Annotated in this window: 14 protein-coding genes; 3 read left to right on the top strand and 11 right to left on the bottom strand. The window is 68.4% G+C overall.

The window, feature by feature from the left end:
* Positions 1-36 precede the first annotated feature (36 nt).
* On the bottom strand, positions 37-2,610 hold the full coding sequence (locus AC0VYP_RS02950; protein WP_475472354.1) for a polynucleotide kinase-phosphatase: 2,574 nt from the start codon (positions 2,608-2,610) through the stop codon (positions 37-39).
* Complete coding sequence (locus AC0VYP_RS02945) at positions 2,607-4,001, bottom strand: 3' terminal RNA ribose 2'-O-methyltransferase Hen1 (RefSeq protein WP_475472352.1); 1,395 nt, start codon at positions 3,999-4,001, stop codon at positions 2,607-2,609. Before AC0VYP_RS02945 ends, AC0VYP_RS02950 begins: the two co-directional genes overlap by 4 nt.
* A 371-nt stretch (positions 4,002-4,372) precedes the next feature.
* Between AC0VYP_RS02945 and AC0VYP_RS02940 the strand changes: the two genes are divergently transcribed.
* Entirely contained in the window at positions 4,373-5,377 is a 1,005-nt protein-coding gene (locus tag AC0VYP_RS02940; protein ID WP_349497220.1) for a CDP-alcohol phosphatidyltransferase family protein, read from the top strand.
* Between the two features lie 67 nt (positions 5,378-5,444).
* Here AC0VYP_RS02940 and galE read toward each other — a convergent pair whose 3' ends face one another.
* From galE to groES, 9 genes are all read right to left on the bottom strand, one after another.
* Complete coding sequence (gene galE, locus AC0VYP_RS02935; protein ID WP_475472350.1) at positions 5,445-6,464, bottom strand: UDP-glucose 4-epimerase GalE; 1,020 nt, start codon at positions 6,462-6,464, stop codon at positions 5,445-5,447.
* A 71-nt stretch (positions 6,465-6,535) separates the two neighbouring features.
* Positions 6,536-10,048 carry a bifunctional glycosyltransferase/CDP-glycerol:glycerophosphate glycerophosphotransferase gene (locus AC0VYP_RS02930; RefSeq protein ID WP_475472348.1) on the bottom strand — a complete coding sequence of 1,171 codons (3,513 nt, stop codon included), beginning with the start codon at positions 10,046-10,048 and terminating at the stop codon, positions 6,536-6,538.
* A gap of 540 nt (positions 10,049-10,588) precedes the next feature.
* On the bottom strand, positions 10,589-12,301 hold the full coding sequence (locus tag AC0VYP_RS02925; protein ID WP_285760827.1) for a glycerol-3-phosphate dehydrogenase/oxidase: 1,713 nt from the start codon (positions 12,299-12,301) through the stop codon (positions 10,589-10,591).
* 126 nt (positions 12,302-12,427) lie between these two features.
* Positions 12,428-13,297, bottom strand: coding sequence for a lytic murein transglycosylase (locus AC0VYP_RS02920; RefSeq protein ID WP_285760826.1), 870 nt, complete (start codon positions 13,295-13,297; stop codon positions 12,428-12,430).
* A gap of 160 nt (positions 13,298-13,457) precedes the next feature.
* On the bottom strand, positions 13,458-14,570 hold the full coding sequence (locus tag AC0VYP_RS02915; protein ID WP_285760861.1) for a GuaB3 family IMP dehydrogenase-related protein: 1,113 nt from the start codon (positions 14,568-14,570) through the stop codon (positions 13,458-13,460).
* Between the two features lie 181 nt (positions 14,571-14,751).
* On the bottom strand, positions 14,752-16,254 hold the full coding sequence (guaB, locus tag AC0VYP_RS02910) for an IMP dehydrogenase (RefSeq protein WP_475472346.1): 1,503 nt from the start codon (positions 16,252-16,254) through the stop codon (positions 14,752-14,754).
* Positions 16,255-16,488: 234 nt separating this feature from the next.
* Positions 16,489-17,085 (bottom strand): sigma-70 family RNA polymerase sigma factor, encoded by a 597-nt coding sequence (locus tag AC0VYP_RS02905; protein ID WP_285760859.1) that lies wholly within the window; start codon positions 17,083-17,085, stop codon positions 16,489-16,491.
* A 203-nt stretch (positions 17,086-17,288) separates the two neighbouring features.
* Positions 17,289-18,908: a chaperonin GroEL gene (gene groL, locus AC0VYP_RS02900; protein WP_475472344.1), complete on the bottom strand. Its 1,620-nt coding sequence runs from the start codon at positions 18,906-18,908 to the stop codon at positions 17,289-17,291.
* Between the two features lie 143 nt (positions 18,909-19,051).
* Positions 19,052-19,363, bottom strand: coding sequence for a co-chaperone GroES (gene groES, locus AC0VYP_RS02895; protein ID WP_475472343.1), 312 nt, complete (start codon positions 19,361-19,363; stop codon positions 19,052-19,054).
* A 193-nt stretch (positions 19,364-19,556) separates the two neighbouring features.
* Between groES and AC0VYP_RS02890 the strand changes: the two genes are divergently transcribed.
* Both AC0VYP_RS02890 and AC0VYP_RS02885 read left to right on the top strand, forming a co-directional pair.
* Positions 19,557-20,819, top strand: coding sequence for a class I SAM-dependent methyltransferase (locus AC0VYP_RS02890; RefSeq protein WP_475472342.1), 1,263 nt, complete (start codon positions 19,557-19,559; stop codon positions 20,817-20,819).
* Between the two features lie 396 nt (positions 20,820-21,215).
* Positions 21,216-23,717: an apolipoprotein A-IV repeat region-like domain-containing protein gene (locus AC0VYP_RS02885; RefSeq protein ID WP_475472341.1), complete on the top strand. Its 2,502-nt coding sequence runs from the start codon at positions 21,216-21,218 to the stop codon at positions 23,715-23,717.
* The last annotated feature ends 228 nt before the right edge of the window (positions 23,718-23,945 follow it).

The raw sequence follows: 23,945 nt of genomic DNA, 5'->3' as shown, positions 1-23,945 counted from the left end.
CCCAGCACCACCGCGGCGACGGAAGGCCCGCCCCCGTCAGAGTCGTGGGTCCACCGGTTCGGCTCCCAGCGCCAACACCCCGAAGACCGGCTGATGGACACGCCGCAGCGGTTCCTGTCGGGCGTGCCTGGCCAACGCCTCCAGACCGAGCGCGTGCTGGCTCAGCGCCATGGCGCTCACCCTCGCCAGTCGGCGGTTGCGCAGGACCGCCAACTGCCCGGGGACGTCGTAGTCGGGGCCGTAGGCGATGCGCAGATGCTCCGGCGAACGGACCTTCAGGCCCGGCTGCACCGGTCGCGCGCTTCCCCGGATCGGTGCACCAGGGGACGGCTTGACGACCATCCCGGCTCCCCCTGCGTTGACCAGGTCGCGCCACCAGGTCGCAGCAGCCGTGACCTCGCCGGGGTCGGCGGTGGCCACCACGAGGTAGCGGGTGGCCAGTACCAGTGGACCGGCCTCCGCGAGACGCTCGGCCAGACCCATGTGCCACAGGGGGTCACGACCGGCGAACGAGGCACCCTCTGCGGCGAGCAGCGCGAACGGCGCGTAGCGCACACCGGCCGGCCCCCGGGTGGGCCGGCCGCCGCGCCGGTACACCCGGCTGAACGCCTCGATCCGCGTCGCGCGCTCCTCCACCCGTCGCGCCAGGCCGGCCACGTCCAGCCCCCGCTCGGCCGCAGCAGCAAGAACCCTGGCCGCCTCGGGCAGCGCGGCACGGGCAGCGGCACCGACCGTGGCGTAGCGGTCGCGGATAAAATCTTCTTTCCCGAGCGACCAGGGCAGCAATTCCCCGTCCAGGGCCACCCAGTCGGTGTCCAGGTCCTCCCACAGGCCGGCAGCGCCCACCGCCTCGCGCAGAGCGGTCAGGACCTCCGCCTCCACCTCGGGATCTGCGAAGAACGGCCGTCCCGTCCGGGTGTAGACGGCCCCCAGCGCCTCGGGGACGAATCGGCGCGCCGCCGCCCCCTCGTCCCGGCATACGACGACCACCGCACGTGTCCCCGCGTGCTTCTCCTGGCACACCACCCGGTGCACACCGTTGTCGAGGTAATGGGTGAACGCCTCCTCCGGACGTTCCAGCAGGGCGGGGTCACCCGACGTGGGGACCGGGGCGATGGCGGGCGGCAGGTAGAGGAGCCAGCGCGGGTCCACCGCGAAACGGCTCATCATCTCCAGCGCCGCCGCCGCCTGCTCGGGCCCCACCCGGACGGTTCCGTGCGCGGTCTCCACCTTCCCGCCGAGGCGGTCACCGTCCATGAACACGTCGCCGGCGTTGACGGCCCCCACCGCGTGGAGGGCCGGGGCGCCAGGACCTGCATGCGGGCTCGGGAAAGGGCGGGCCGGCCGGTACCAGATCCGTTCTGCGGGAACGGCGACGAGCGCGCGTTCGGGGTAGCGCAACGCGGTGAGGCGGCCCCCGAACACGCAGCCGGTGTCCAGGCAGATGGTGTTGTTGACCCACTCGGGCTCGGGCGTGGGGACATGCCCGTAGACCACCGTGGCCCGTCCTCGGTAGTCGTTCGCCCACGGGTGGCGTACCGGCAGCCCGTACTCGTCGGTCTCCCCGGTGGTCTCGCCGTAGAGGGCGAAGGAACGCACGCGCCCCGAGGTTCGCCCGTGGTAGCGCTCGGCGAGGCCTGCGTGCGCCACCACCAGCCTGCCTCCGTCGAGCCGGTAGTGGTCAACCAGTCCGGCGCAGAAGGCGAGGACCCGTGCCCGGAACTCCTCCGGTTCGGCATCGAGTTGCTCCAGGGTCTCGGCGAGACCGTGGGAGGGCCGCACGGCACCGCCCTTGAGCGCCCGGACGAGCTTGTTCTCGTGGTTGCCCGAGACGCACAGTGCATGGCCCGACGCGACCATCCCCATGACCAGGCGCAGCACTCCGGGTGAGTCGGGGCCACGGTCCACGAGGTCGCCGACGAAGAGGACGGTGCGCTCGGGGTGGGTTGCGTCCACGGCCCGGCCGAGCCGGTCACGATGCAGTGCGTAGCCGAGTTCGGTGAGCAGCGCCTCAAGTTCGGAGCGGCACCCGTGGACGTCGCCGATGATGTCGAAGGGACCGGTGCGGTCGCGCCTGTCGTCGGTCAACCTCTCGTAGGCGATGACCGCGGTGTCAACCTCCGACGGCCCGTGCAGCACGTGGACCCGGCCGATCCCCTGTCGTTGCATCCGGCCCAGTCCGCGATGGAGTTCGCGGTACTGGAGCGCGACGTCACGGGTATCCGCGGCGGGCCCGTGACGCTCCCGGACGCGCTGTCGGGCCGGGCTTTCGGGGACGTCCAGGACGATCGCGGTGCACGGCACGTCGTTGTCCTTGGCGATGCGCGCCAACTGCCGCCGGGCCCGCTCCTGGACGTTGCCTGCGTCCACGACGGTGAGCAGGCCGCGGCCCAGCCGCAGCCTGACCATGTGGTGCAGCAGGTCGAGGGCGTCACCGTCAGCAGTGGGATCGGTGGGGTCGTCACCGACCGCGACACGGCAGAAGTCCAGCCCCACGATCTGGGAGGGCAGAAAATTCCGAGCGGCGAAGGTGGTCTTGCCCGCCCCGGGGACACCGACGAGCAGGACCAATCCGCTCTGGGGAACGGTGAGCACCCGCTCACTGCTCATCTGGTGAACACCCCCATCTGGGTTGCGGGGCCGGGTCCTGGGTCGTCGGGGCCGACCGGAACGTACCGGACGCGGTAGCCGTGGACACGCGCGACACGTTGCGCCCATGCTCGGAAACGGTCGCGGGTCCACGCGAACCGCTGATCGGGGTGTCGGTACGCACCCGCCCCCTCCGCCGCGTCGCGGGGGGCGGAATCGGCCTCAGGAGTGGTGACCACGACGGTCCTCGGCGCGGCGTGTCCGAACACGACCTGTTCCATGGCGGGGAGTCGGCCCGGCTCGATGTGCTCGACCACGTTCATGAGAACGGCGGCGTCATGGGATGCGAACCGGTCGTCGCGGTAGAGGACGGAACCGGTCAGCAGGGCCAGACGGGCGGGCTCGTCGATGCGGTCCTGGCCCAGCAGGCGTTCGGCCCGTCGGAGCGCGGCACCCGCCACGTCCACCCCTGTGATCCTTTCCAGGGTCGGCTCGGCGCACAGCAGGGCGAGCAGCCGACCACTCCCGCAACCGAGGTCAACGACGCTGCGGGCGTTCTCCTCCAGGAGTACCGCCAGTACGGCGTCGGCGTGCCGCCCGCCGTCGGCCGGGGTCTCGTGCGCCGGTGGGCTGCCTGTTCCTGTCGAGCGTCCTTCGACCTCGACGAGGCGCCGGACGGCGATGTCGTCCTCGTCGTGCCCCTCCGGGGGCGGGTCGGCGATCTGTGCCCGGTGCGGGTGTCCGGGCAGCCATCCGGCGGCGTGCCTCAGGGGGTCCGCCTCACGGCCATCGCCCAGGAGGCGGGGCGCACCGGCGAGGGCGGGGAGCAGTACACAGAGGTGGCTGAGCGCGTCGGCCACCCGTTGTTCACCGGTGAGGGTGAGAGCGAGGTAGCGGGAATCGCCCCACCCCGGCAGGCCCGGGTCAAGGGGGACCGGCTCGGCCGTCACGGTCCAGCCCAACGGCTCGAACAGTTGTCGTGCCTGGCCGGGGCCGCCGTCACACGGGACGGCGGGCAGGTGCAGGGTGAGGTCGAGCACGGTTCGCACACGTTCCGGCCGTTCCGGGCACTCACCGTTGAGCGCACGGTGGAAGACTGCGGCGATCGTGGCCGCGAACAGCGAGGAGGCCGCGTAAGGCTGGTCGTTGACGTACTGGACCGACGCGAAATCGGGGGTGCGGCCCCCCCGTGTTCGCCGCAACCGCAGCGGGTCCACCTCCAACAGCAGCGCGGCCGTGCAGCGCTGCTCGTTCGCCTCCGGGTAGAAGACGTGCGCTGCACCATGGGCCTGTTCGACGGTCTGCACCGTGTCGGGATCGCTGTGCAGCAGGAGCCCGAGTTCGGTGACCGGACAGCGGGTGGCGGAGATCGTCAGCAGCACGGACCAAGTGTGCCCGTGCCGCTTCGCCATCGTCGAGGGCTTTTCTTCGCGGCCCCCACCGCATTGGGTGTGACATTGGGGACGCGCAATGCCCGCACCTACATCGGGAGCTTCTTGCCAAAGCGGCTCCATTTGCCCCGGCAAAGGGAAAACCGCAGCGCAGACCTCTGTTTGTCACCCAAGGGGAAAGGGCTTTTTCGATAAGATGCGACCGGCTGTTACCTGACGGAGACGGCATCAGAACACGGGCGTTCTTTAGATGCTCTTTACTGGTCGTCACGGCATGCACCGTGGACACGGTTTCCGGGTGCACTCTCGCCGATAGCCGCCATCACTGCTCTCTTCTTCCCCCTCAGTCCAGAGCTCTGGAGTTCCCTATGCAGCGGTTCACGATCAATGACGTGCGTGAACAGACATACAAGGCACGTGACGCCTGGTGGACCGTGTTCCTGGTTGACCCGGTGGCCGCGCGCCTGACCCTGGTGACGGCGAACAGGACGTCGATCACCCCCAACCAGATCACCATGGGCGCCATGGTCCTGGGCATGGGGGCTGCCGTCTGCTTCGCGACCGGGCAGCCGCAGTGGTTGATCGCCGGTGCAGTGCTGTTCCACCTGAGTTTCATCCTGGACTGCATGGACGGCAAGATCGCCCGGTTGAAGGGCACCGGTTCGGTCTTCGGTACCTGGCTGGACTTCGTGTTCGACCAGATCCGGGTACTGGCCTGCGCCGTGGGCCTCATGGGCGGGCAGTACGCGGCGACGGGCAACCCCGTCTTCATCTGGTTCGCGGTCGGCATCGTCTTCACCGACATGTTCCGCTACCTCAACGGTTCCCAGATGGCCAAGGTCCGCAAGGCCATGCAGAAGCGGTTGACCGCGGCGTTGCGCGACGCCGAGGAGCACACCGCCGCCGGCGACGCCGAATTGCAGCACCTCCAGGAGAAGGTCGCGAAGAGCGAACCCGTCGCGGCCGCGGGCGAAGAGGAGCCCGCCCCGGCGCAGGAGCCCGAGGTGATCGTGCCCAGCCACAGCGCGCGGGCCCGGGAGATCAGGGCGACCAAGCTTCAGCAGCGCTTCAACTCGCACTTCCCCTGGTACCTGCGTTTCCGCAACCAACTGCTGGCCAGCCGGGTCCGCACCCACCTGTTCAGCGGCATCGAGTTCCAGATGAGCGTGGCGATCATCGCCCCCGTCGTCGGGGCCTTCTCCGCCACCGGCATGCTCGTGGTCATCGCCGCCGCCGCCGCCCTCATGCTGGCGTTCGAGCTCCTGCTCATCTACAAGCTGTGGCTGTCCACGCGCGCCTTCACCAAGACGCTGGCCGAGATCGAGGAACTGGGAGCCGCCAACACTCCGCCGGAGGAGCAGGGCACCACGCTGGTCCTCAGCGAGCAGAAGGGCTGACCTTTTCGGGAGGCGTGAAGGGGGTCGGTGGCGTGTGCCACCGACCCCCTTCTTTCGGTTGCGGTGCTCAGGTGGCCGTGCGATAGCCGTCGGGGTTGGCCTGCTGCCAGCGCCAGGCGTCCGCGCAGGCGTCGTCCACCGTGTGCAGGGCGGTCCAGCCGAGGTCGCGCCGCGCCGCGTCGGGTGCGGCGTAGCAGGTGGCGATGTCCCCGGGACGGCGGGCGACCACCTCGTAGGGGAGGGAGCGGCCCACTGCCCGCTCGAATGCCCGGACCGCCTCCAGCACCGAGGTCCCCCGTCCCGTCCCGAGGTTGTAGACGCCTACACCGGCCCGGTCGTCGATGTGGTCGATGGCCGCGACATGCCCCCGGGCGAGGTTGACGACGTGCAGATAGTCGCGCACACCGGTTCCGTTGACGGTGTCGTAGTCGTCCCCGTACACCCGGAGCACCGGCAGTTTCCCGCCGGCGACCTTCGTGAGGTAGGGGAAGAGGTTGTTGGGGACGTCGTTGGGGTCTTCGCCGATCAGACCGCTGGGGTGCGCGCCGATGGGGTTGAAGTAGCGCAGCAGCGTGATGTGCCAGTCGGGTGAGGCGTCGGCGAGATCGGTGAGGATCCGCTCGCCGAACAGCTTGGTGGCACCGTAGGGATTGGTGACGCCCAGTGGCATGTCCTCGGTGATGGGCACCTGCTCGCAGGCACCGTAGACGGTCGCCGAGGAGCTGAACACCAGACGCCGCACTCCGCGGGCCTCCATGACCTCGCACAGCGTCAGCATGGCGTCCAGATTGTTGCGGTAGTAGCGCAGCGGCTGGGCGGTGGACTCGCCCACTGCCTTGAGTCCGGCGAAGTGCACGACCGCGTCGATCTCGTGTTCGGCGAACACCTTCTCCAGTACCTCCGGGTCCGCGCAGTCCCCGACGTGGAAGGCGATGGTGCGCCCGGTGATGCGCTCCACTCGGCGCACGGCCTCGGGGTGGCTGTTGACGAGGTTGTCGACGAGGACGACATCGTGCCCTTGGGCGATCAACTCCACTGCGGTGTGTGTCGCGATGTAACCGGCTCCGCCGGTCAGCAGGATTCTCATGTGCCACTCCCGGAAAGGGTCAGGGGCCCGCGAAGGATCGCGGGCCCCGCGTTACGAACCGCTCGGCTCGGTCAGCCCAGCGTCGGGAACAGGCGGTCAACAATGCGCGCCGCGGCCTTCCCGTCGTCGAGAGGACAGAACTGTTTCACGAAGGCCCGGTACTTGTCCTGGTGGGCGGCGTGTGTCTCGTCGATGTTCTCGATCGCCCCGATCACCTCGTCAGAGGTCATGAGCAGCGGACCGGGGGCGGTCTCGTTGAAGTCGAAGTAGAAACCGCGCAGGTTGTCGCGGTAGTCCGCCAGGTCGTAGGTGAAGAACAGGATCGGCCGGCCGGTGTTGGCGAAGTCGAACATCAGCGACGAGTAGTCGGTGACGAGCAGGTCGGTGACCAGGAAAAGCTCCTGGATCTCGGGATAGGTCGAGACATCCCACACGAAGCCCTCGCCGACGACCGGGACGCGGTCCACGATGTTGGGGTGGCGGCGCACCATCAGCACGTGGTCGTCGCCCAACCGCTCGTACATCCGCTGAAGGTCCAGGTGCAGATCCAGCTTGTACTTGCCGGGCGAGTAGAACTTGTCGTCGCGCCAGGTCGGGGCGTAGAGGACGACCTTCTTGCCTTCGGGCAGTCCGAGCCGCTTACGCACCTCGCGGGTGAGGGCGTCGCGCTGAGGCGAGTGGAAGATGTCGTTGCGCGGGTAGCCGGTCTCCAGGATCTCGCCCTCGAACTGGAAGGCCCGTTGCAGGATGGGGGTCGCCCAGGGGCTGGGCGAGACGAGGAAGTCCCACTGCTTGGTCTCGTGGCGCAACCGCTCGTGGTAGTTGCGGCTGGCGAACTGGACGTGCTCGATGTCGAAGCCGATGCGCTTGAGCATGGAGCCGTGCCAGGTCTGCACGACCGTCTGGCCGGGGCGCTTCTCGAACCACAGGGGGAGGTGGGCGTTGGAGACGATGAACTCCGACCGTGCCAGCGCGTCGAAGTACTCGCGACTGGTGTGCGGCACGGGAGTGAGGCCGTCGGGGAGGGCCACCTGCTGGTCGCGCACCAGCCAGGAGGCCGGACGGTCGATCCCGCGGCGCACCAGCTCCTCGTAGATCCCGCGAGGGCTGTCGGAGAACTGCTTGCCGGTGTAGCTGTCGAACAGCAGGCCGGGGGCGATGGGCTGCTTGCGCAAGCGGGGATAGGTCTTCTCCCGCAACTGCTGCTGGGCGTAGCTCCCGCGGTCCTCGGCTCGCAACGCGGATCCCACGGTCAGGACCGGCACGTCGTGGCGGATCGCGTCCAGCGAAACGGTGCGGCCGGCGGCATCGGTCGCGGCCGGCAGGGAGGGCAGGAGGTCGTGGTGGATCTGGGCGTAACTGTCCTGCCACTCGTTGGGCCCGGTGGTACGGCGCACGAGGAGCCGGTACTGCCCGGCGACGAGCGGGATCTGCGCCCCGAAGGAGGGTAGTGCCGTGGGTCTCAGCGTCACGGAGAAGCGAGAGCCGTCGAGCTCCAACGGGAACGAGCGCTCCTCGGTCCGCCCCCTGGCCTTGAGCACGAAGCTGAGGCCGGTGGGGTCGGCCGCATAGAAGTCCCCCGAGACCCGCAGCAGGTCGCCCTCCCACGACACGTCGGTGATCGAGGGGCGGTCCACCCCGGCCCGGAGGAAGGCCCATCCGGCGCTGTTGCATTCGACGTCGATCTGGTGGTCCTGCACGCGGTAGCGGTCCTCGCGCGTGTTGTCGGCCAGGGAGACCTGGATGGCCTCGCCATTGTCGAGAACGACATGGACCTCCCAGCGCTCGGAGGTGACCGGGCCGCCCACGACGGAGCGCCGCTGCTGGAAGCCCTCGGTCAGGGCTGACACCGGGACGCCGGCGGTGAAAGCTCCCCCTGCGGTGATCTCCATCGGGACCTCGGCGGTGACGTCGCCGGGCATCCGGGTGAGCCGCAGCGAGGCGGCCGCCCCCGCGGGCGCGGCAACGGTTCCGTCGAGCGTGAGCACATCGCCGTCGAGGCGGTGCCCGGCCAACTGCGCGCGCAGCGGGTTGACCGCCAGGCACAGACCGTCGGACCCGCGCCAGGACGGACGCACCCAGGCGTCGTCGCCCACCTTCTGGGCGGCGGGTCGCTGAGGAGCACCGGAACTGGGCCGGGCCAGCCGCTCGCGCCGGGTGAGGCCGCGGTTGAAGACCAGGAGGTTGACGAACCACTCGCTCGGCTGCCACTGGCCGCCGCTCCTGAGGGCCGCGGGGTCCACCACGATCTCGTAGCCGCCCCAGTCACGGCGCGCGGTGACGGCGTCCTTGGGAAGGCGGAACTCGTTGGCCTGGTGCATGGTGACGGCGAGTTTGACCTCGGCGCCGGTGGCGGGGTTGACCGCCCGGGCCCGCAGGTGCTGCTGGATGCGCTTGTTGGGACGAAGGAACTTCAGGCAGGTCCGACCGCGGATGACGAGCTTGCCGTCCTCCCAGCGCACCTCCTCGGCCTTCTGCCGGATCACGAGTTCGCGGTCCAGGCGGTAGATGCTGCGCGGAATCCCGACCGCGGGATCGTCCTTGAACGGGTAGTCGGCGTAGAACTTGACGCCGTGCCGGACCGCCTTGGCCTTCTTCTGCTCGACGCTCTTGTTGAAGGTGAGGACCTCCAGCAACTGGGGCAGCATGCGGCGGCGCACCAGGTGCCACTTCAGCCGCTCGGCCGCGGAGAGCTCCTGGTACACCTGCGGGTCGATGGTGTCCATGTAGGCGTTGCCGAGGTCGAGGAAACGCTGCCGGAACTCGTCGTCGGCGATGTCGAGGACCTGCATGAAAATTCGCAGGTCGCTGCCGAGGCCGGTGCGGTCCCACCGGCGCTTGTCGAGCGGGGTGCGGTGCGCGGCGAGGAAGTCGCTGGTCTCGCGGACCGCGCGGAAGCGATCCTCCAGGCCCTTGACGTGCAGCCGGTCCTGGGTGATGGACTTGTCGTCGCTGGGACGCTCGCGCCACAGGTAGACCGGGGAGGCGAGCACGTCCACGGCTGCGGCGAGGAAGTGCGCGGGGATCACGACGGACACGTCCTCGTAGAGCACGCCTTCGGGGAACCACAGCTCGTTGGCGTCCCAGAACGCGCGGCGCCACACCTTGTTGGTGGCAAGCCGGTCGATCAGAAGCGTGTCGCGCTCGGTGATGTGCGTCTTCTTGACCGTGGTCTGAAAGATCTTGCGGTGCATCGGCGACTGGCGCGTGCCGAGCTCACTGAACCGGTGCACGTTTCCGGTGGAGAAGTCCGATCCGCTCTCCAACAGACTGCGCATGTGGTAGCCGAAAGCGAAGGGCGGGATGACGTCGTCGCTGTCCACGAAGGAGAGGAACTCACCCGAGGCGTTGCGGATCCCCGTGTTGCGCGCGGCGCCGAGGCCGCCGTTGCTCTGCCGCACGAGCGTGAAGCGCGGGTCCTCTTCGGCGAAACGCTGGGCGATGACCGCACTGTCATCGGGAGATCCGTCATCGACCATCACCACTTCGAGGTCGGTCCAGCTCTGCAGCTGCAGGGACCTCAAGCACTCGTCGAGATAGCGCTCGACATTGTAGATAGGAACGATGACGCTGAGGGTGACCACAAATTTCTCCAAGACCCACATGCCGTCAGTGACATGCCGGGCAGATTCCAGGTTGGCTCCGAATAGCGGTCGCGGCGAGCGCGGGCCCCAGAGCCGAACATGGGCCGCATTTGTCGCCGAACACCGCAAACACCGCGTGAGCATCCCACTGCGGTTGGACGTCGGAAAACCCTACCTGGGGAAACCGACCGACCGATAAGCGCACCGCCAACCGGGCAAGGGCGTTCACGGAGGTGTTCAACTCGGATTCGCCGAACGGGGACGTCCCCCGCCACGGCTTGCCCCCCGGACCTCCCCGGAGCGGTGCGACTCCCCTGCACCCCTTCTGGCAAAGGGAATCGGTGCGACCGGCAACCGGAAAGAACCGGTGAACCCGAGCATTACCCCAGATGATAAGCGAGTCCGTTGTGCCCTCGAAACCACGCTTCTGACCTGCTAAATCACGCGTCCGGAGTGGTCTCGGGGATTCAGCAGTGCACGCAGTGAGACGGATTCAGCGGAGGTGGTGTCGGCCTGACCGAAACCACCTCCGCCGGGCCCTCAACCCCTGGCTGCGGGAACGATGTCGGGGGCACCGTGCTGAACAGCGTCGGCCTCCTGGTCGCTGTCCTGCTCCTGCGCCGCGCGCTCGGCCTCGATGCGCTTGCGGTAGTACTCCACCTCGCGCCGAACCTGGTCGGCCTCCCACCCCAACGGACCGGCGAGCAGCTCCGCGGCTTCCTCGGCCACGGCAAGGCCGCGATCCCAGGTCTCGATGGAGATATGGGTACGCCGGGACAACACGTCGTCGAGGTGCCGGGCTCCCTCGAACTCGGCCGCATAGACCACCTCGACGCGCAGGTAGTCCTCTGCGCCGGTCAACGGCTCCTTGAGATCGGGGCGCTCGGCGATGAGATCCAGGATCTCGTGGATCATCGAGCCGTACCGGCGCAGCATGTGCTGTATCCGGGAGACGTGCACGCCGGACTGTCGGGCCAGCACGTGCCGGCGGTTCCACAGCGCGGCATAACCGTCCGCGCCGACCAACGGCACCCGGTCGGTGACAGAGGACGGCACACCACCGCCCAGCCCGTGGGCCACCGCGTCCACCGCGTCCTTGGCCATGATGCGGTAGGTGGTGTACTTGCCTCCCGCGATGAGGACCAGGCCGGGGACGGGGTGGGCGACCATGTGCTCGCGGGAGAGCTTGGAGGTGTTGTCGGACTCCCCCGACAGCAACGGCCGCAGCCCCGCGTAGACCCCTTCGACGTCGTCCCTGCTCAGCGGAACTCGTAGCACCGCGTTCACGTGGTCGAGCACGTAGTCGATGTCGGTGCGGCTGGCCGCCGGATGCGCCTTGTCCAGGTCCCACTCGGTGTCGGTGGTGCCCACGATCCAGTGCCGGCCCCACGGGATGACGAACAGCACACTCTTCTCGGTGCGCAGGATCAGCCCCGAGGATGCCTGGATGCGGTCCCTGGGCACCACCAGGTGCACGCCCTTGGACGCGCGCACATGGATCTGGCCCCGGCCGCCCACCATCTCCTGGATGTCATCGGTCCACACCCCTGCGGCATTGACGACCTGCTTGGCGCGGATCTGGAAATCTTTTCCGGTTTCCAGATCGACGACCGCCGCCCCCGTCACGTGCTCGCCCTCGCGCAGGAAACCGACGGCCTGCACCCGGGGGGCGACCTTGGCCCCGTAGGTGACAGCGGTGCGCAGCAGGGCAATGACGTAGCGGGCGTCATCGACCTGGGCGTCCCAGTACTGCACCGCGCCGACCAGCGCGTCGCGCTTGAGCGCGGGGAAGACCCGCAGCGCGCCGTTGCGGGTGAGGTGGCGGTGTCCGGGCAGCCCCCGCGAGTGGGCAGCCGTCAGGGCCAGTGCGTCGTAGAGCGTGACACCGGCTCCGATATAGGGACGCTCCCAGTGCTTGGTGAAAGGGAAAACGAACGGCACGGGACGCACCAGGTGCGGCGCGAGTCGCCCCAGCAGCAGACCCCGTTCGGTGAGCGCCTCTCGCACCAGTTCGAAGTCCAACTGCTCCAGGTAACGCAGTCCGCCATGGATCAGCTTGCTGGATCGGCTGGAGGTTCCGGAGGCGAAGTCGCGCGCCTCGACCAGTCCCACGGAGAGTCCTCTGGACACCGCGTCCAGCGCCACTCCCGCGCCGACGATCCCACCGCCGACGACCAGCACGTCGAGTTCGTTGTCGGCCATGTGTTCCAGCGATGCCGACCGTTCCTTGGGCCCCATCTGCGCTACCGTCATCTCACGCCCTCCCAGACCGGTGACTGTCCGACTGCGCTTGATCGCGTACCCGGGTCTATCAGGCTATAACGCCTGGATGGTGTCGGTCTGGTGCGCCGCGTCGGGATCGCGAACCGGATGCGGAGGTCAGCTCAGCGCGTTGACGTAATCGTTGGCGACGTCGAGGACGTCGTTGCCGTAGCGCTCGGACTGGTTGTAGGAGAGGATCCCCGCCCACCATCCTTCGGAGGTGGTCAGGACGCGGTCCTGGTGGCACAGGTACCGGGCCGCGCTGAGCGCGGTGTCGTCGATGTTGTGCGGGTCGGGATCATCGCCGCCACTGGCGTCGGCACCCCAGATCTCCCACGTGGTGGGGATGAACTGCATGGGGCCGACCGCACGGTCCCACTCGGTGTCGCCGTCGAGGCGTCCGCCGTCGGTGTCGGGGATGGCCGCGGTGTTGTTCTCCCCGTTGAGAGGGATGCCGATCACCTTGACCGTGGTCACTCCGTCCGGGCCGATCTCGCCGCCGGCATAGGTGCCGTGCCGGGACTCCACCGAGCCGATGGCGGCGAGTGTGGGCCAGGAGATCTGGCAATGCGGCTGCTCGTTCATCAACCGCAACTGGGCGTTGGCGTACGCCTGGAGGGCACGACGCGGAATCCCCGTGGCGGCGGAGACCCGGTCCAGCCATTCCGGACTGGCCTCTTCTGCGACCTCGGCGGCCATGGGCGAGGGACGGGTGTCGGCGGACTCCTCGGTGGCGGAGCGCTCACGCGGTGCGGTGTCTTCGCGCACCGCCTCGACACTGCCGGCGGACTCGGTCGGGCCGGGCGGAAGCGAACGGGGGGCAGCCGACTCGACGACCGTGGACACACCGGCCAGGATCGTCCCGGTTACTCCGGCCACGGCAACCAGTGCCGTACAGGCCGCGATCACCGGTTTCCAGGAGTGGTCGGTCGCGGAAGCCCCGGGGGGCTGGGGGCGTGCACCGTCCACGGGAGGGGAAACGGTCACCGGCACCTCGCTCGGTCTATTCCGGACAGGGAAACGGCCAACGGGGGCTACTGGACACCGGCACTCATAGGCAGATCCGGTGGCGTTCGGGCCGGGAGGAGAGCCCGGCAGGACAGGGGGCCGGGCCGCGCCGGAGGAGTGCCCCGACGCGGCCGGCACGCTAGTGCGGTGCGACGACGACCTCGACCCGCTGGAACTCCTTGAGGTCGGTGTAGCCCGAGGTCGCCATGGTGCGTCGGAGGGCACCCATGAGGTTCATCGAGCCGTCGCTGGTGGAGGCGGGGCCGTGCAGGATCTCGCGGAGGGTGCCGGCGGTACCGACCTCCACCCGCTCCCCACGCGGCAGCTCGCTGTGGTGGGCCTCGCTCCCCCAGTGGTACCCGGCTCCCGGGGCCTCCGCCGCACGGGCCAGGGGCGAACCGACCATAACGGCGTCGGCGCCGCAGGCCAGGGCCTTGGCGATGTCACCGCTGCGCGTCATCCCACCGTCGGCGATGACGTGCACGTAGCGGCCGCCGGACTCGTCGAGGTAGTCGCGGCGGGCCGCGGCGACGTCACCAACCGCGCTGGCCATGGGCACCGCGACTCCGAGGACGCTGCGGGTGGTGTGGCCGGAACCGCCGCCGAAGCCCACGAGCACGCCGGCCGCACCGGTACGCATCAGGTGAAGTGCGGCGGTGTAGGTTGCGCAGCCGCCGACGACGACGGGGATGTCGAGGTCGTAGATGAACTGCTTGAGGTTGAGGGGCTCGGCGCGCCCCGAGACGTGTTCGGCCGACACGGTGGTGCCGCGGATGACGAAGATGTCCACACCCGCGTCGATGACGGCCTTGTGGTACTGAGCGGTGCGCTGCGGGGAGAGCCTGGCCGCGGTGGTGACGCCGGCCTGGCGGATCTCCTCGATGCGTCGGCCGATCAGCTCCTCCTGGATGGGCGCCGCATAGATCTCCTGCAACCGCTTGGTCGCGGCGACGGTGTCGAGCTCGCGGATCTCGGCCAGCAGCGGCTCGGGGTCCTCGTAGCGGGTCCACAGGCCCTCGAGGTCGAGAACACCCAGGCCGCCCAGTTCTCCGACAGCGACGGCGGTCTTGGGCGAGACCACGCTGTCCATGGGGCTGACCACCAGAGGCGTCTCGAACCGGTAGGCGTCGATCTGCCACGCGATGGACACTTCTTCGGGGTCACGCGTACGACGCGCGGGCACGATCCCGATCTCGTCGAGCTCGTAGGCTCGCCGCCCGTTCTTGCCGAGCCCGATCTCAACCTGAGCCAACGCTTCGATCCCCTCTTGGTCCGTGTAGCCGGTGCTACCCACCGGCCGGTACTGCTCGGCGGCGAGTTTACCGCCGAGCAGCAAAAACGCCAGTGCCGGCCGGCACCGGGGCCGCTGCCCGTCCGCGAACCGGGAGCACCCCGGCCCGCAGACGAGGGCAGACGGCCCGTGTCTTCGCCGGTCAGCGACGCGTGTGGTAGTTGGGCGCCTCGACCGTCATCTGGATGTCGTGCGGGTGGCTTTCCTTGAGCCCTGCCGAGGTGATCTGCATGAGCTGTCCGCGGTCGCGCAGGTCGGCGACCGTGCGCACCCCGGCGTACCACATGGACTGGCGCAGGCCACCGACGAGCTGGTGCGCGACCGCCGAGAGTGGGCCTCGGAAGGGGACCTGCCCCTCGATGCCCTCGGGGATCAGCTTCTCCTCGCTGCTCACATCGGCCTGGGAGTAGCGGTCCTTGGAGAACGAGCGACCGCGCATCGCGCCCAGCGAGCCCATGCCCCGGTAGGACTTGAACTGCTTGCCGTTGATGAAGATGAGTTCGCCCGGGCTCTCCTCGACCCCGGCCAGCAGACTGCCCAGCATTACGGCGCTGGCACCCGCGACGATCGCCTTGGCGATGTCACCGGAGTACTGGAGGCCACCGTCGGCGATGACCGGAACGCCGGCCGGTCCGGCCGCCTTCGCTGCCTCAAGAACCGCGGTGACCTGGGGCGCGCCCACTCCGGCAACCACACGGGTGGTGCAGATGGAGCCGGGACCCACACCGACCTTGATGGCGTCCGCACCGGCGTCAACCAGGGCCTGGGCACCGGCACGGGTGGCAATGTTGCCCGCCATGACGTCGGCCCTGGTGTTGGCCTTGAGTTTGGCGATCATCTCCAGGACGCCGGTGGAGTGCCCGTGGGCGGTGTTGACCACGATGAAGTCGGCACCGGATTCGACCAGGGCGTGGGCTCGCTGCTCCGCGTCAACACCGACGCCGACGGCCGCTCCCACCACGAGTCGGCCCTCGGCGTCCTTCGTGGCGTCGGGGTACTGCTCGCTCTTGGTGAAGTCCTTGACCGTGATCAGTCCGCGCAGCCGGCCCTGCTGGTTGACGAGCGGCAGTTTCTCGATCTTGTTGTCGCGCAGAAGCACGAAAGCCTCGTCGCGCGACACGCCGACCGGTGCGGTGACCAGCGGCATCGGTGTCATGACGTCACGGACCAGTCGGGTGCGGTCCTCTTCAAAACGCATGTCGCGATTGGTGACGATTCCGACGAGGCGACCTTCACCGTCGGTCACCGGCGCGCCGGAGATCCGGTAGTGGGCACTCAGCTCCTCGACGTCGGCGAGGGTGTCGTCGGGGCTACAGGTCACCGGATCGGTGATCATGCCGGCCTCGGACCGCTTGACGAGGTCCACCTGGGCGGCCTGGTCCTCGATGGTGAGGTTGCGGTGCAGCACGCCCGCTCCACCTTGGCGAGCCATCGCCACGGCCATCCGGGACTCGGTGACGGTGTCCATTGCCGCCGAGAGCAGCGGAATTTGCAACGTGATGTTGCGGGAGAGCCTGGTCGTGGGCTCGGCGTCGCCGGGTTGAAGGTCGGAGTAGGCGGGCACCAGCAGGACGTCGTCATAGGTGAGGCCGGGACCGAGCACCTTCTGGACGTCCTGTGAGCTCCCCGATTGATTCAGCGACATGACACCTTCCAACCGCGCGGCAGCTTGCCTTTTCATCCTAGGCCGCACTCACTACCGGGCGGGGACCAAACTCCGAGTCGGGAGACTCACAGCACCGGGACCGCTCACCGGCGGCGACGGCTCCCCCGGCCTCGGGGCACTGCGCAGCAGGGAATTGCGGTCCGACGGGCCCGGCCCCGACCACCACGGCGCGAACCGGAAAAAGCGACAGGGTGGCCGGCCGACCGCGAACGGCTAGAAGAGGCGGTTCGCCAGGGCCACCTGCCGAAGCCGAGCCAGAGCTCGGTGCTGGGCAACCCGAACCGCTCCGGGCGACATTCCCAGTACATGTCCCGTCTCATCAGCAGAAAGACCCGCAATCACACGCATGGCGAGCAGCCGTCGCTGCTGCTCGGGAAGTTCGCTCAGCAGTGCCCTTGCCCGCTCGGCCTCCACCGTGCGCACCACGGACTCTTCCGGGCCCGGGGCGTCGTCGGCACGTTCGGGGACCGAATCGGTGGGGACGTCGGCGCGAGTGGAGCCGCGCAGCGCGTCGGCGACCTTGTGCGCGGCGATACCGAACACGAATGAGGCGAAGGGGCGTCCGCGGTCTTGGTAGCGCGGAAGGGCAACGAGCAGGGCGATGCAGACCTCTTGGGCCACATCGTCGGAGTAGTGGGCGTAACCGGAGACGCGGGCGAGCCGGGCTCGACAGTACCTGAGCACCATTGGGCGGACCTCGCGGAGGAGCGAGTCCATCGCTCCGTCGTCCCCCTGGACGGCCAGCGATGTCAGGTGGTCGAGCGCCGCATCGTCCGCCTTCGGCAAGACAGCAGGTCTTTGCGCGAGCATGGCCCCCGCGACGCGTAGATCCGTCACATATCGAATGATGCCCACTCGTGGAGAGTCACACGTCACGATTCTCGGCAACAGAATGATTACATTTGGGACTTTTGCTGTCGTAGTGCCGAAAAGCGCGCGTGTCCCGGGCTGGCGCCCGGGACACGCATGGTATCGCCCATTCGACGAAACGTCGGGCGCGACCGGCTCGGCTCCTAGTGACCGTGGCCGTGGCCGTGGCCGCCCGCGGCCTCGTCGTCCTCCTCGGGCTTGTCCACGACAAGAACCTCGGTGGTGAGCAGCATGCCGGCGATGGACGCGGCGTTCTGCACGGCGGAGCGGGTGACCTTGACCGGGTCGATGATGCCCTGGGCGACGAGGTCGCCGTACTCACCGGTGGCCGCGTTGTAGCCCTGTCCGGGCTCCAACTCGGCGATCTTGGCGGTCACGACGTAGCCCTCGGCGCCGGCGTTCACCGCGATCCAGCGCGCCGGCTCGACCAGCGCACGACGCACGATGGCCACACCGGTGGCCTCGTCGCCGGTGAGGCCCAGGCCGTCCTCCAGCGCCTTGGCCGCGTGTACGAGGGAGGCACCTCCACCGGGGATGATGCCTTCTTCGACGGCCGCGCGGGTCGCGGAGATGGCGTCCTCGAGACGGTGCTTCTTCTCCTTGAGCTCGACCTCGGTGGCCGCACCCACCCGCAGGACGCTCACGCCGCCGGCCAGCTTGGCCAGACGCTCCTGGAGCTTCTCGCGGTCCCAGTCGGAGTCGCTGGCTTCGATCTCCTTGCGGATCTGGCTGATCCGCTCGGTGACCTCGGTCTGCTCGCCCGCACCGTTGACGATGGTCGTCGCGTCCTTGGTGACGGTGATACGGCGTGCCGTGCCCAGCACGTCGAGTTCGGCGTTCTCCAGGGTCAGGCCGACCTCTTCTGCGATGACCTGACCGCCGGTGAGGGTCGCGATGTCCTGGAGCATGGCCTTGCGGCGCTCACCGAAGCCGGGCGCCTTGACCGCCGCGACGTTGAGCGCCCCGCGCAGCTTGTTGAGGGTGAGCGCGCTCAGCGCGTCGCCGTCGATGTCCTCGGCGATGATGAGCAGCGGCTTCTTGGTCTGGACGATCTTCTCCAGCAGCGGCAGCAGCTCGTTGAGGCTGGAGATCTTGCCCTGGTTGATCAGGATCAGGGCGTCTTCCAGCACCGCCTCCTGGCGGTCGCCGTCGGTGACGAAGTAGGGCGAGATGTAGCCCTTGTCGAACTGCAGGCCCTCGGTGAACTCCAGGTCCATGCCGAAGGTCTGGGACTCCTCGACGGTGATGACACCGTCCTTGCCGACCTTGTCGAACGCCTCGGCGATGAGTTCGCCGATCTGCTCGTCCTGCGCGGAGTTGGTCGCGACGTAGGCGATGTCGGCGCGCTCGCCGATCTCGCGGGCCTGGGAGAGCAGGGTCTCGGAGACGGCGCGCGCGGCGGCGTCGATGCCCTTCTTGAGGGAGAGACCGGACGCCCCGGCGGCAACACTGCGCAGACCCTCGCGCACCAGTGCCTGCGCCAGCACCGTGGCGGTGGTGGTGCCGTCACCGGCGGCGTCGTTGGTCTTGGTGGCGACCTCCTTGACGAGCTGGGCGCCCAGGTTCTCGTAGGGGTCGTCCAGCTCCACCTCACGCGCGACGGTCACACCGTCGTTGGTGATGGTGGGAGCACCGAACTTCTTGTCAATGACCACGTTGCGGCCACGCGGGCCGAGCGTGACCTTGACCGCGTTGGCGAGACGGTCCACACCGCGCTCAAGCGAGCGCCGCGCGTCGTCCTCGAATTCCAGGATCTTCGGCATGGGTTCCTCGGTTCCTCAAAGTCAAGTACGGCGGGCGAGTGGACCCCGCCCGCCGGGGGCACATGAAAGACGCGCGGGCGGATGTCGTGAAACCCCGCCCGCGCGCCGTCATGCATTACCCGGAAAAGGTGTTTTCCGAGGTCTTACTTCTCGACGACCGCGAGCAGGTCGCGGGCGGAGAGCACGAGGTAGTCCTCGTTGTTGTACTTGACCTCGGTGCCGCCGTACTTGCTGTAGAGGACGAGGTCGCCCTCCTTGACGTCCAGCGGAATACGCTTCTCGCCCTCGTCGTCCCAGCGACCCGGGCCCACGGCAACGACACGGCCCTCTTGGGGCTTCTCCTTGGCGGTGTCCGGGATGACCAGGCCAGACGCGGTGGTCTGCTCGGCTTCGAGCGGCTGGACGACGACGCGGTCCTCAAGCGGCTTGAGAACAGTCTTGGTGGCGGTCAACACGGTGTGACCTCCCCCTTCAGAATCGCTGATTGTGAAACGGCATGCAGGTAAAAGGGGCGACCACGGCGGCCTGTCGTCGCGGGTGCCAGACCGGCCTCGTCGCGGTTAGCACTCTACCCTTGAGAGTGCCAATATGGAACAGTAGTCGCGTGCATCCAGCTCGTCAAACAACAGGTCACGGGGGAACGCGAGGGTGACAAACGGGCCGATAGCGGGGCTACTCGCGCTGCTCACACCGGCAGGACGCGGAGTATTGGAGGGTCTGGACCCCGCTGAGATCGATGCCGATCCGCTGAAAGCCGCCACTCGGTTGCGCGCCGACCCCGCACTGGCGAAAAGCCACTGGGACGTACCGACGACCGAGCTCGTCAACGCCGCGCTCACCCAAGCCCGGCTGCGCGGGCGGGCCAAGGAGAAATTCGGACCGGCCGCGGACCGGATGTTCTTCACCCCCAATGGACTGGAGCAGGCGACCAGGGCTCCGGTCGCACGGCACCGCGCGGGCAGATTCGCGGCGCGGCTGGGCCCCGGCGGCGAGCCGCCGGTGGGCGACCTGTGCTGCGGGATCGGCGCGGACCTGATCGCCATGGCGGAGGAGGGGCTGGCCGTCGAAGGCGTGGACCTGGATCCGTTCACGTTGACCGTGGCCCAGGCCAACATCGAGGCGATGGGCCTGACCGGGCTGGCGCGGGTCCGCGCCGGTGACGCCAGTGCGGTCGCCCCCGAGGACTACTCGGCGGTCTTCTGCGACCCCGCCAGACGCGGCGCGCGCGGCCGGATCTTCAACCCCCACGCCTACTCCCCCTCCTGGGACACCGTGACCCGGCTGGCCGAGGCAGCACCCGCCGCCTGCGTGAAAGCCGCCCCTGGCATCCCGCACGACCTGGTGCCGAAGGAGGTCAGCGCCGAGTGGATATCGGTGGACTGGGAGGTCAAGGAAGCCGCACTGTGGTTCGGGGGGCTGGTCGAGGAGTCCGGCCCGACCCGGAGCGCCACGTTGATCCGGACCAAGGGCGCGACACCGGGGACAACCACGCTGACGGCCGATCCCGACCTGGGCGCCCCCGAGGTTTCCGCCCCACGTGGCTACCTCTACGAGCCGGACGGCGCGGTCGTGCGCTCGCATCTGGTGGCCGAGGCGGCACGGGCGGTGGACGGCGCGCTCATCGATCCGGCTATCGCCTACATCACTTCGGACCGGCTCGTCCGCACTCCGCTCTGCCGCGCCTACGTGGTCCACGAGGTGACGCCGTTCTCCCTGAAGCGACTCAGGGCGGCGCTGCGGGAACGCGACGCCGGAAAGATAACGATTAAGAAACGCGGTTCCGCCGTGGACGTGGACAAACTGCGCCGCGACCTCAAGGCGTCCGGACCCGAATCGGCCGTGGTCGTCCTCACCCGAATCGGCGATCGCCCCTTCTACCTGCTGTGCAGCGAGGTCAGCGGGGACGCCTAGCCGGGGGACGCGAACCCCGCACGCCCACCACGCCTCGCGGAAGGCCAAGGAAAGCAACATATAACCAAGTCAAGGGCGTTCCCCAAAAACAGGTATCTTCGCCACTTCCTTGGGGTGGACCATGATCATGTCGTTAAACTGAACTCACTGAATCCTTTCTCCCCTGTCTCGTGGATTCGTCTGGCAATCCCCAAGTCCGACCGGCTGCACCCGGCTCGCTAGCCGTCCCGCATGGCCATAGCGCCTACTCAAAGTAGACGGACCATCGCCCAACGTCACGAACATGGGGGCCGGACCCCCTTTTCGCCGGCCGCATACCTTGCCAGACTTCCACGGGAACACCACCCGTCCGAGGTTGATGAGGACGGGAGGCGCCATATCAAAAGGAGCACCTCGGTGGAACAGACGAACCACAACTTCCTCAATGGAGGAGGTCAGACCGGGATTTCCGACCGGATGCGGGATCTGCTCTCCCGGGCTGCCCAGGACCACGTCTCCGAGCAGAAGTCACAGGGCGCGATCACCGAGGAGATGCGCCAGCGCCTTGAGGGCATGGAATGGCTCCTTCGCGAATTCCGCGAACGTGAACTGTCGGCCCTGGCCGAGGCCGTGGCCGGCGTGCAGGCCCGCGTGGACGAGCTGTCCGCGCGTCCGCCGGAATGGGCCGAGACCCTCGCCGAGCACATCGAACAGGTCGGAGTGAGGGTCAAGCCGCTTGCCGACCTGCCTTCTCTTCGATCCGACGTCACCGCGGTCGCGGGCGACCTCGACACGACGCTGAGTCGGTTGGCCGGCCTCAGTGACACATCGGCGCGCTCAAGCGGTCGGCTGAACGAGCTGGGCGAGCGGATGGAGACCCTCGCCACGAGCGTGGACGCGCGCTTCAACCGCATCGACGAGGCGCTGGAGTCGTTGAGTACCCGCGCGGCGACGATGGAGAGCGCCGTCGCCACGACCACCGAGCGCTTGGACCAACAACACGAGGAGTCTCTCGACCGGGCCACCGAGCACCACGAGGCGCTCACCGCGAAGCTGGACGAACGTCACGACGCCTTGGCCAGCAGCCTGGACACCCATCACACCGGGCTCACCGCCAGCCTCGACGAACGGCACGAAGCAGTCACCGGCGCCGTCACCGATGCGCGCCAGGCCCTGGAGCGCCTGACCGCCGAGGGCCGCGCGGCCTTGACCCAGGCCATCGCCGAACAGCACGAGACGACCCGGGAACTGGCCGAAGCCCACCAGAGCGCCGTCACCAGCAAACTCGACACCCAACACGAGAACCTGGGCACCAAACTCGACGAACACGGCGAAGCACTCACCACCAAGCTCGACGCCCACCACGAGGCCACCCGGGAACTCGCCGAAACCCACCAGAGCGCCGTCACCAGCAAACTCGACACCCAACACGAGAACCTGGGCACCAAACTCGACGAACACGGCGAAGCACTCACCACCAAGCTCGACGCCCACCACGAGGCCACCCGGGAACTCGCCGAAACCCACCAGAGCGCCGTCACCAGCAAACTCGACACCCAACACGAGAACCTGGGCACCAAACTCGACGAACACGGCGAAGCACTCACCACCAAGCTCGACGCCCACCACGAGGCCACCCGGGAACTCGCCGAAACCCACCAGAGCGCCGTCACCAGCAAACTCGACACCCAACACGAGAACCTGGGCACCAAACTCGACGAACACGGCGAGAACCTCAGCGCCAAGATCACCCACGGCACGGACTTCCTCAGCACCCAGGCCGACGAGAACCACGCCGAGGCGACCGCGGCCGTGGCCGACGCGAACACCGCCGTGGCGGCCCTCACCACCGCAACCAACGAGCGGCTCGCCGACATGCGCGAGCAGTTGCGCAAGCACCGGTCGGAACTGCACGAACGGCTGGAGACACAGCACGCCGAACTGCGCGAGCGCGACGAGGAGCAGCACGAGGTGCTGTCGGAGAAACTGGCCGAGACCGCCGAGACATTGCGTGCGCGCCTAGACGCCAACCACACCGAGGCGTCCTCCGCGATCGCCGAGGTCGCCGGATCGGTGGCACAGACGGCTGGAGCGGTCTCCGCGTTGGCAGAACGCTCGGAGACCCGCCAGACCGAACTACGGGCCTTCGTGGACGAGAACGCCCAGGCCCTCACCGCCAAGACCGGCGAACAGCACGGTGCACTGGTCGAGCTGTTCGAGGAGCACCGTTCGTCCGTCCGTAGCCACCTTGAGCAGCAGGAACGGGAACTGTCCAACCGCATCGACGGGCATCTGAACACGGTCACCGGCAAGGTCGAGAGCCAGCACGACTCGCTGACCGGGAAGTTCGAGCATGGACTGGGCCGTCTCAGTGACCGTTTCGACACCTTTGAAGGCCACTTCGACGGCAGTTTCGAGGGTGTGGAAGGCAAACTCGACGGGCTGGGCGGTCGCCTGGAGGGCCTCGACGGACGGGTCACCGGTGTCGAAGGCAAGTTCGAGGGTGTCCACGGACACTTCGACGGGGTGGACGGCCGGCTGGAGGCCATCGACGACCGGTTGGAGTCGCTGAACCAGCGCATCGGCCAGCTCCCGGCCTCCATGGAGGTCAACGAGGTGCACCGCCGTCTGACCGAACTGGTCAACCGACCGATCATCGACCACGGCAACCGGTTCGACTCGCTGGACAAGAAACTGGGCGACTCCCTGGACCCGCTGCTGGGCGAACTCCGCTCGCGCCCCGACCGGCACGAGTTCGAGGAGACCATCAGTGACGCCGTGGAGACCTCGCACGACGACATGACCAAGCGGCTGGCCTCCTTGGAGGAGACCATGCTCGCTCTGGCCGAGGCTCTCCTGCGCCCGGGCCGCGACGGCAAGAAGCGACGTCGTGCCCTGGACGACGAGGACGACGAGTAACCCGTTCCGCACGGAGGGGCCGCACCGGATGTCCCGGTGCGGCCCCTCCGCTGTTCATCCTTGCCTTGCGATTGCGCGAGGAGCCGGAACGCCATCCGGGCGCGGATGTGGTGACCGTCGGGCCCGTGCGGGGTGCCCGCAAAGGACTGCTGCTCGCCGGCCGTCGGGGAGCAGCGCCCGCGTTGCCGGGACTGCCCGACCGCCTGAGAGGGCTGCCGGCTCCAGCGG

It is taken from the genome of Nocardiopsis sp. iso_186, assembly GCF_056173365.1.
This window is presented reverse-complemented; position numbering and strand designations above follow the sequence as displayed.

Bases quoted from the DNA above. Each gene is read 5' to 3' on its own strand.
- AC0VYP_RS02950 (WP_475472354.1), bottom strand. From the start codon at position 2,610: ATGAGCAGTGAGCGGGTGCTCACCGTTCCCCAGAGCGGATTGGTCCTG.
- AC0VYP_RS02945 (WP_475472352.1), bottom strand. From the start codon at position 4,001: ATGGCGAAGCGGCACGGGCACACTTGGTCCGTGCTGCTGACGATCTCC.
- galE (WP_475472350.1), bottom strand. From the start codon at position 6,464: ATGAGAATCCTGCTGACCGGCGGAGCCGGTTACATCGCGACACACACC.
- AC0VYP_RS02925 (WP_285760827.1), bottom strand. From the start codon at position 12,301: ATGACGGTAGCGCAGATGGGGCCCAAGGAACGGTCGGCATCGCTGGAA.
- guaB (WP_475472346.1), bottom strand. From the start codon at position 16,254: ATGTCGCTGAATCAATCGGGGAGCTCACAGGACGTCCAGAAGGTGCTC.
- AC0VYP_RS02905 (WP_285760859.1), bottom strand. From the start codon at position 17,085: ATGCTCGCGCAAAGACCTGCTGTCTTGCCGAAGGCGGACGATGCGGCG.
- groL (WP_475472344.1), bottom strand. From the start codon at position 18,908: ATGCCGAAGATCCTGGAATTCGAGGACGACGCGCGGCGCTCGCTTGAG.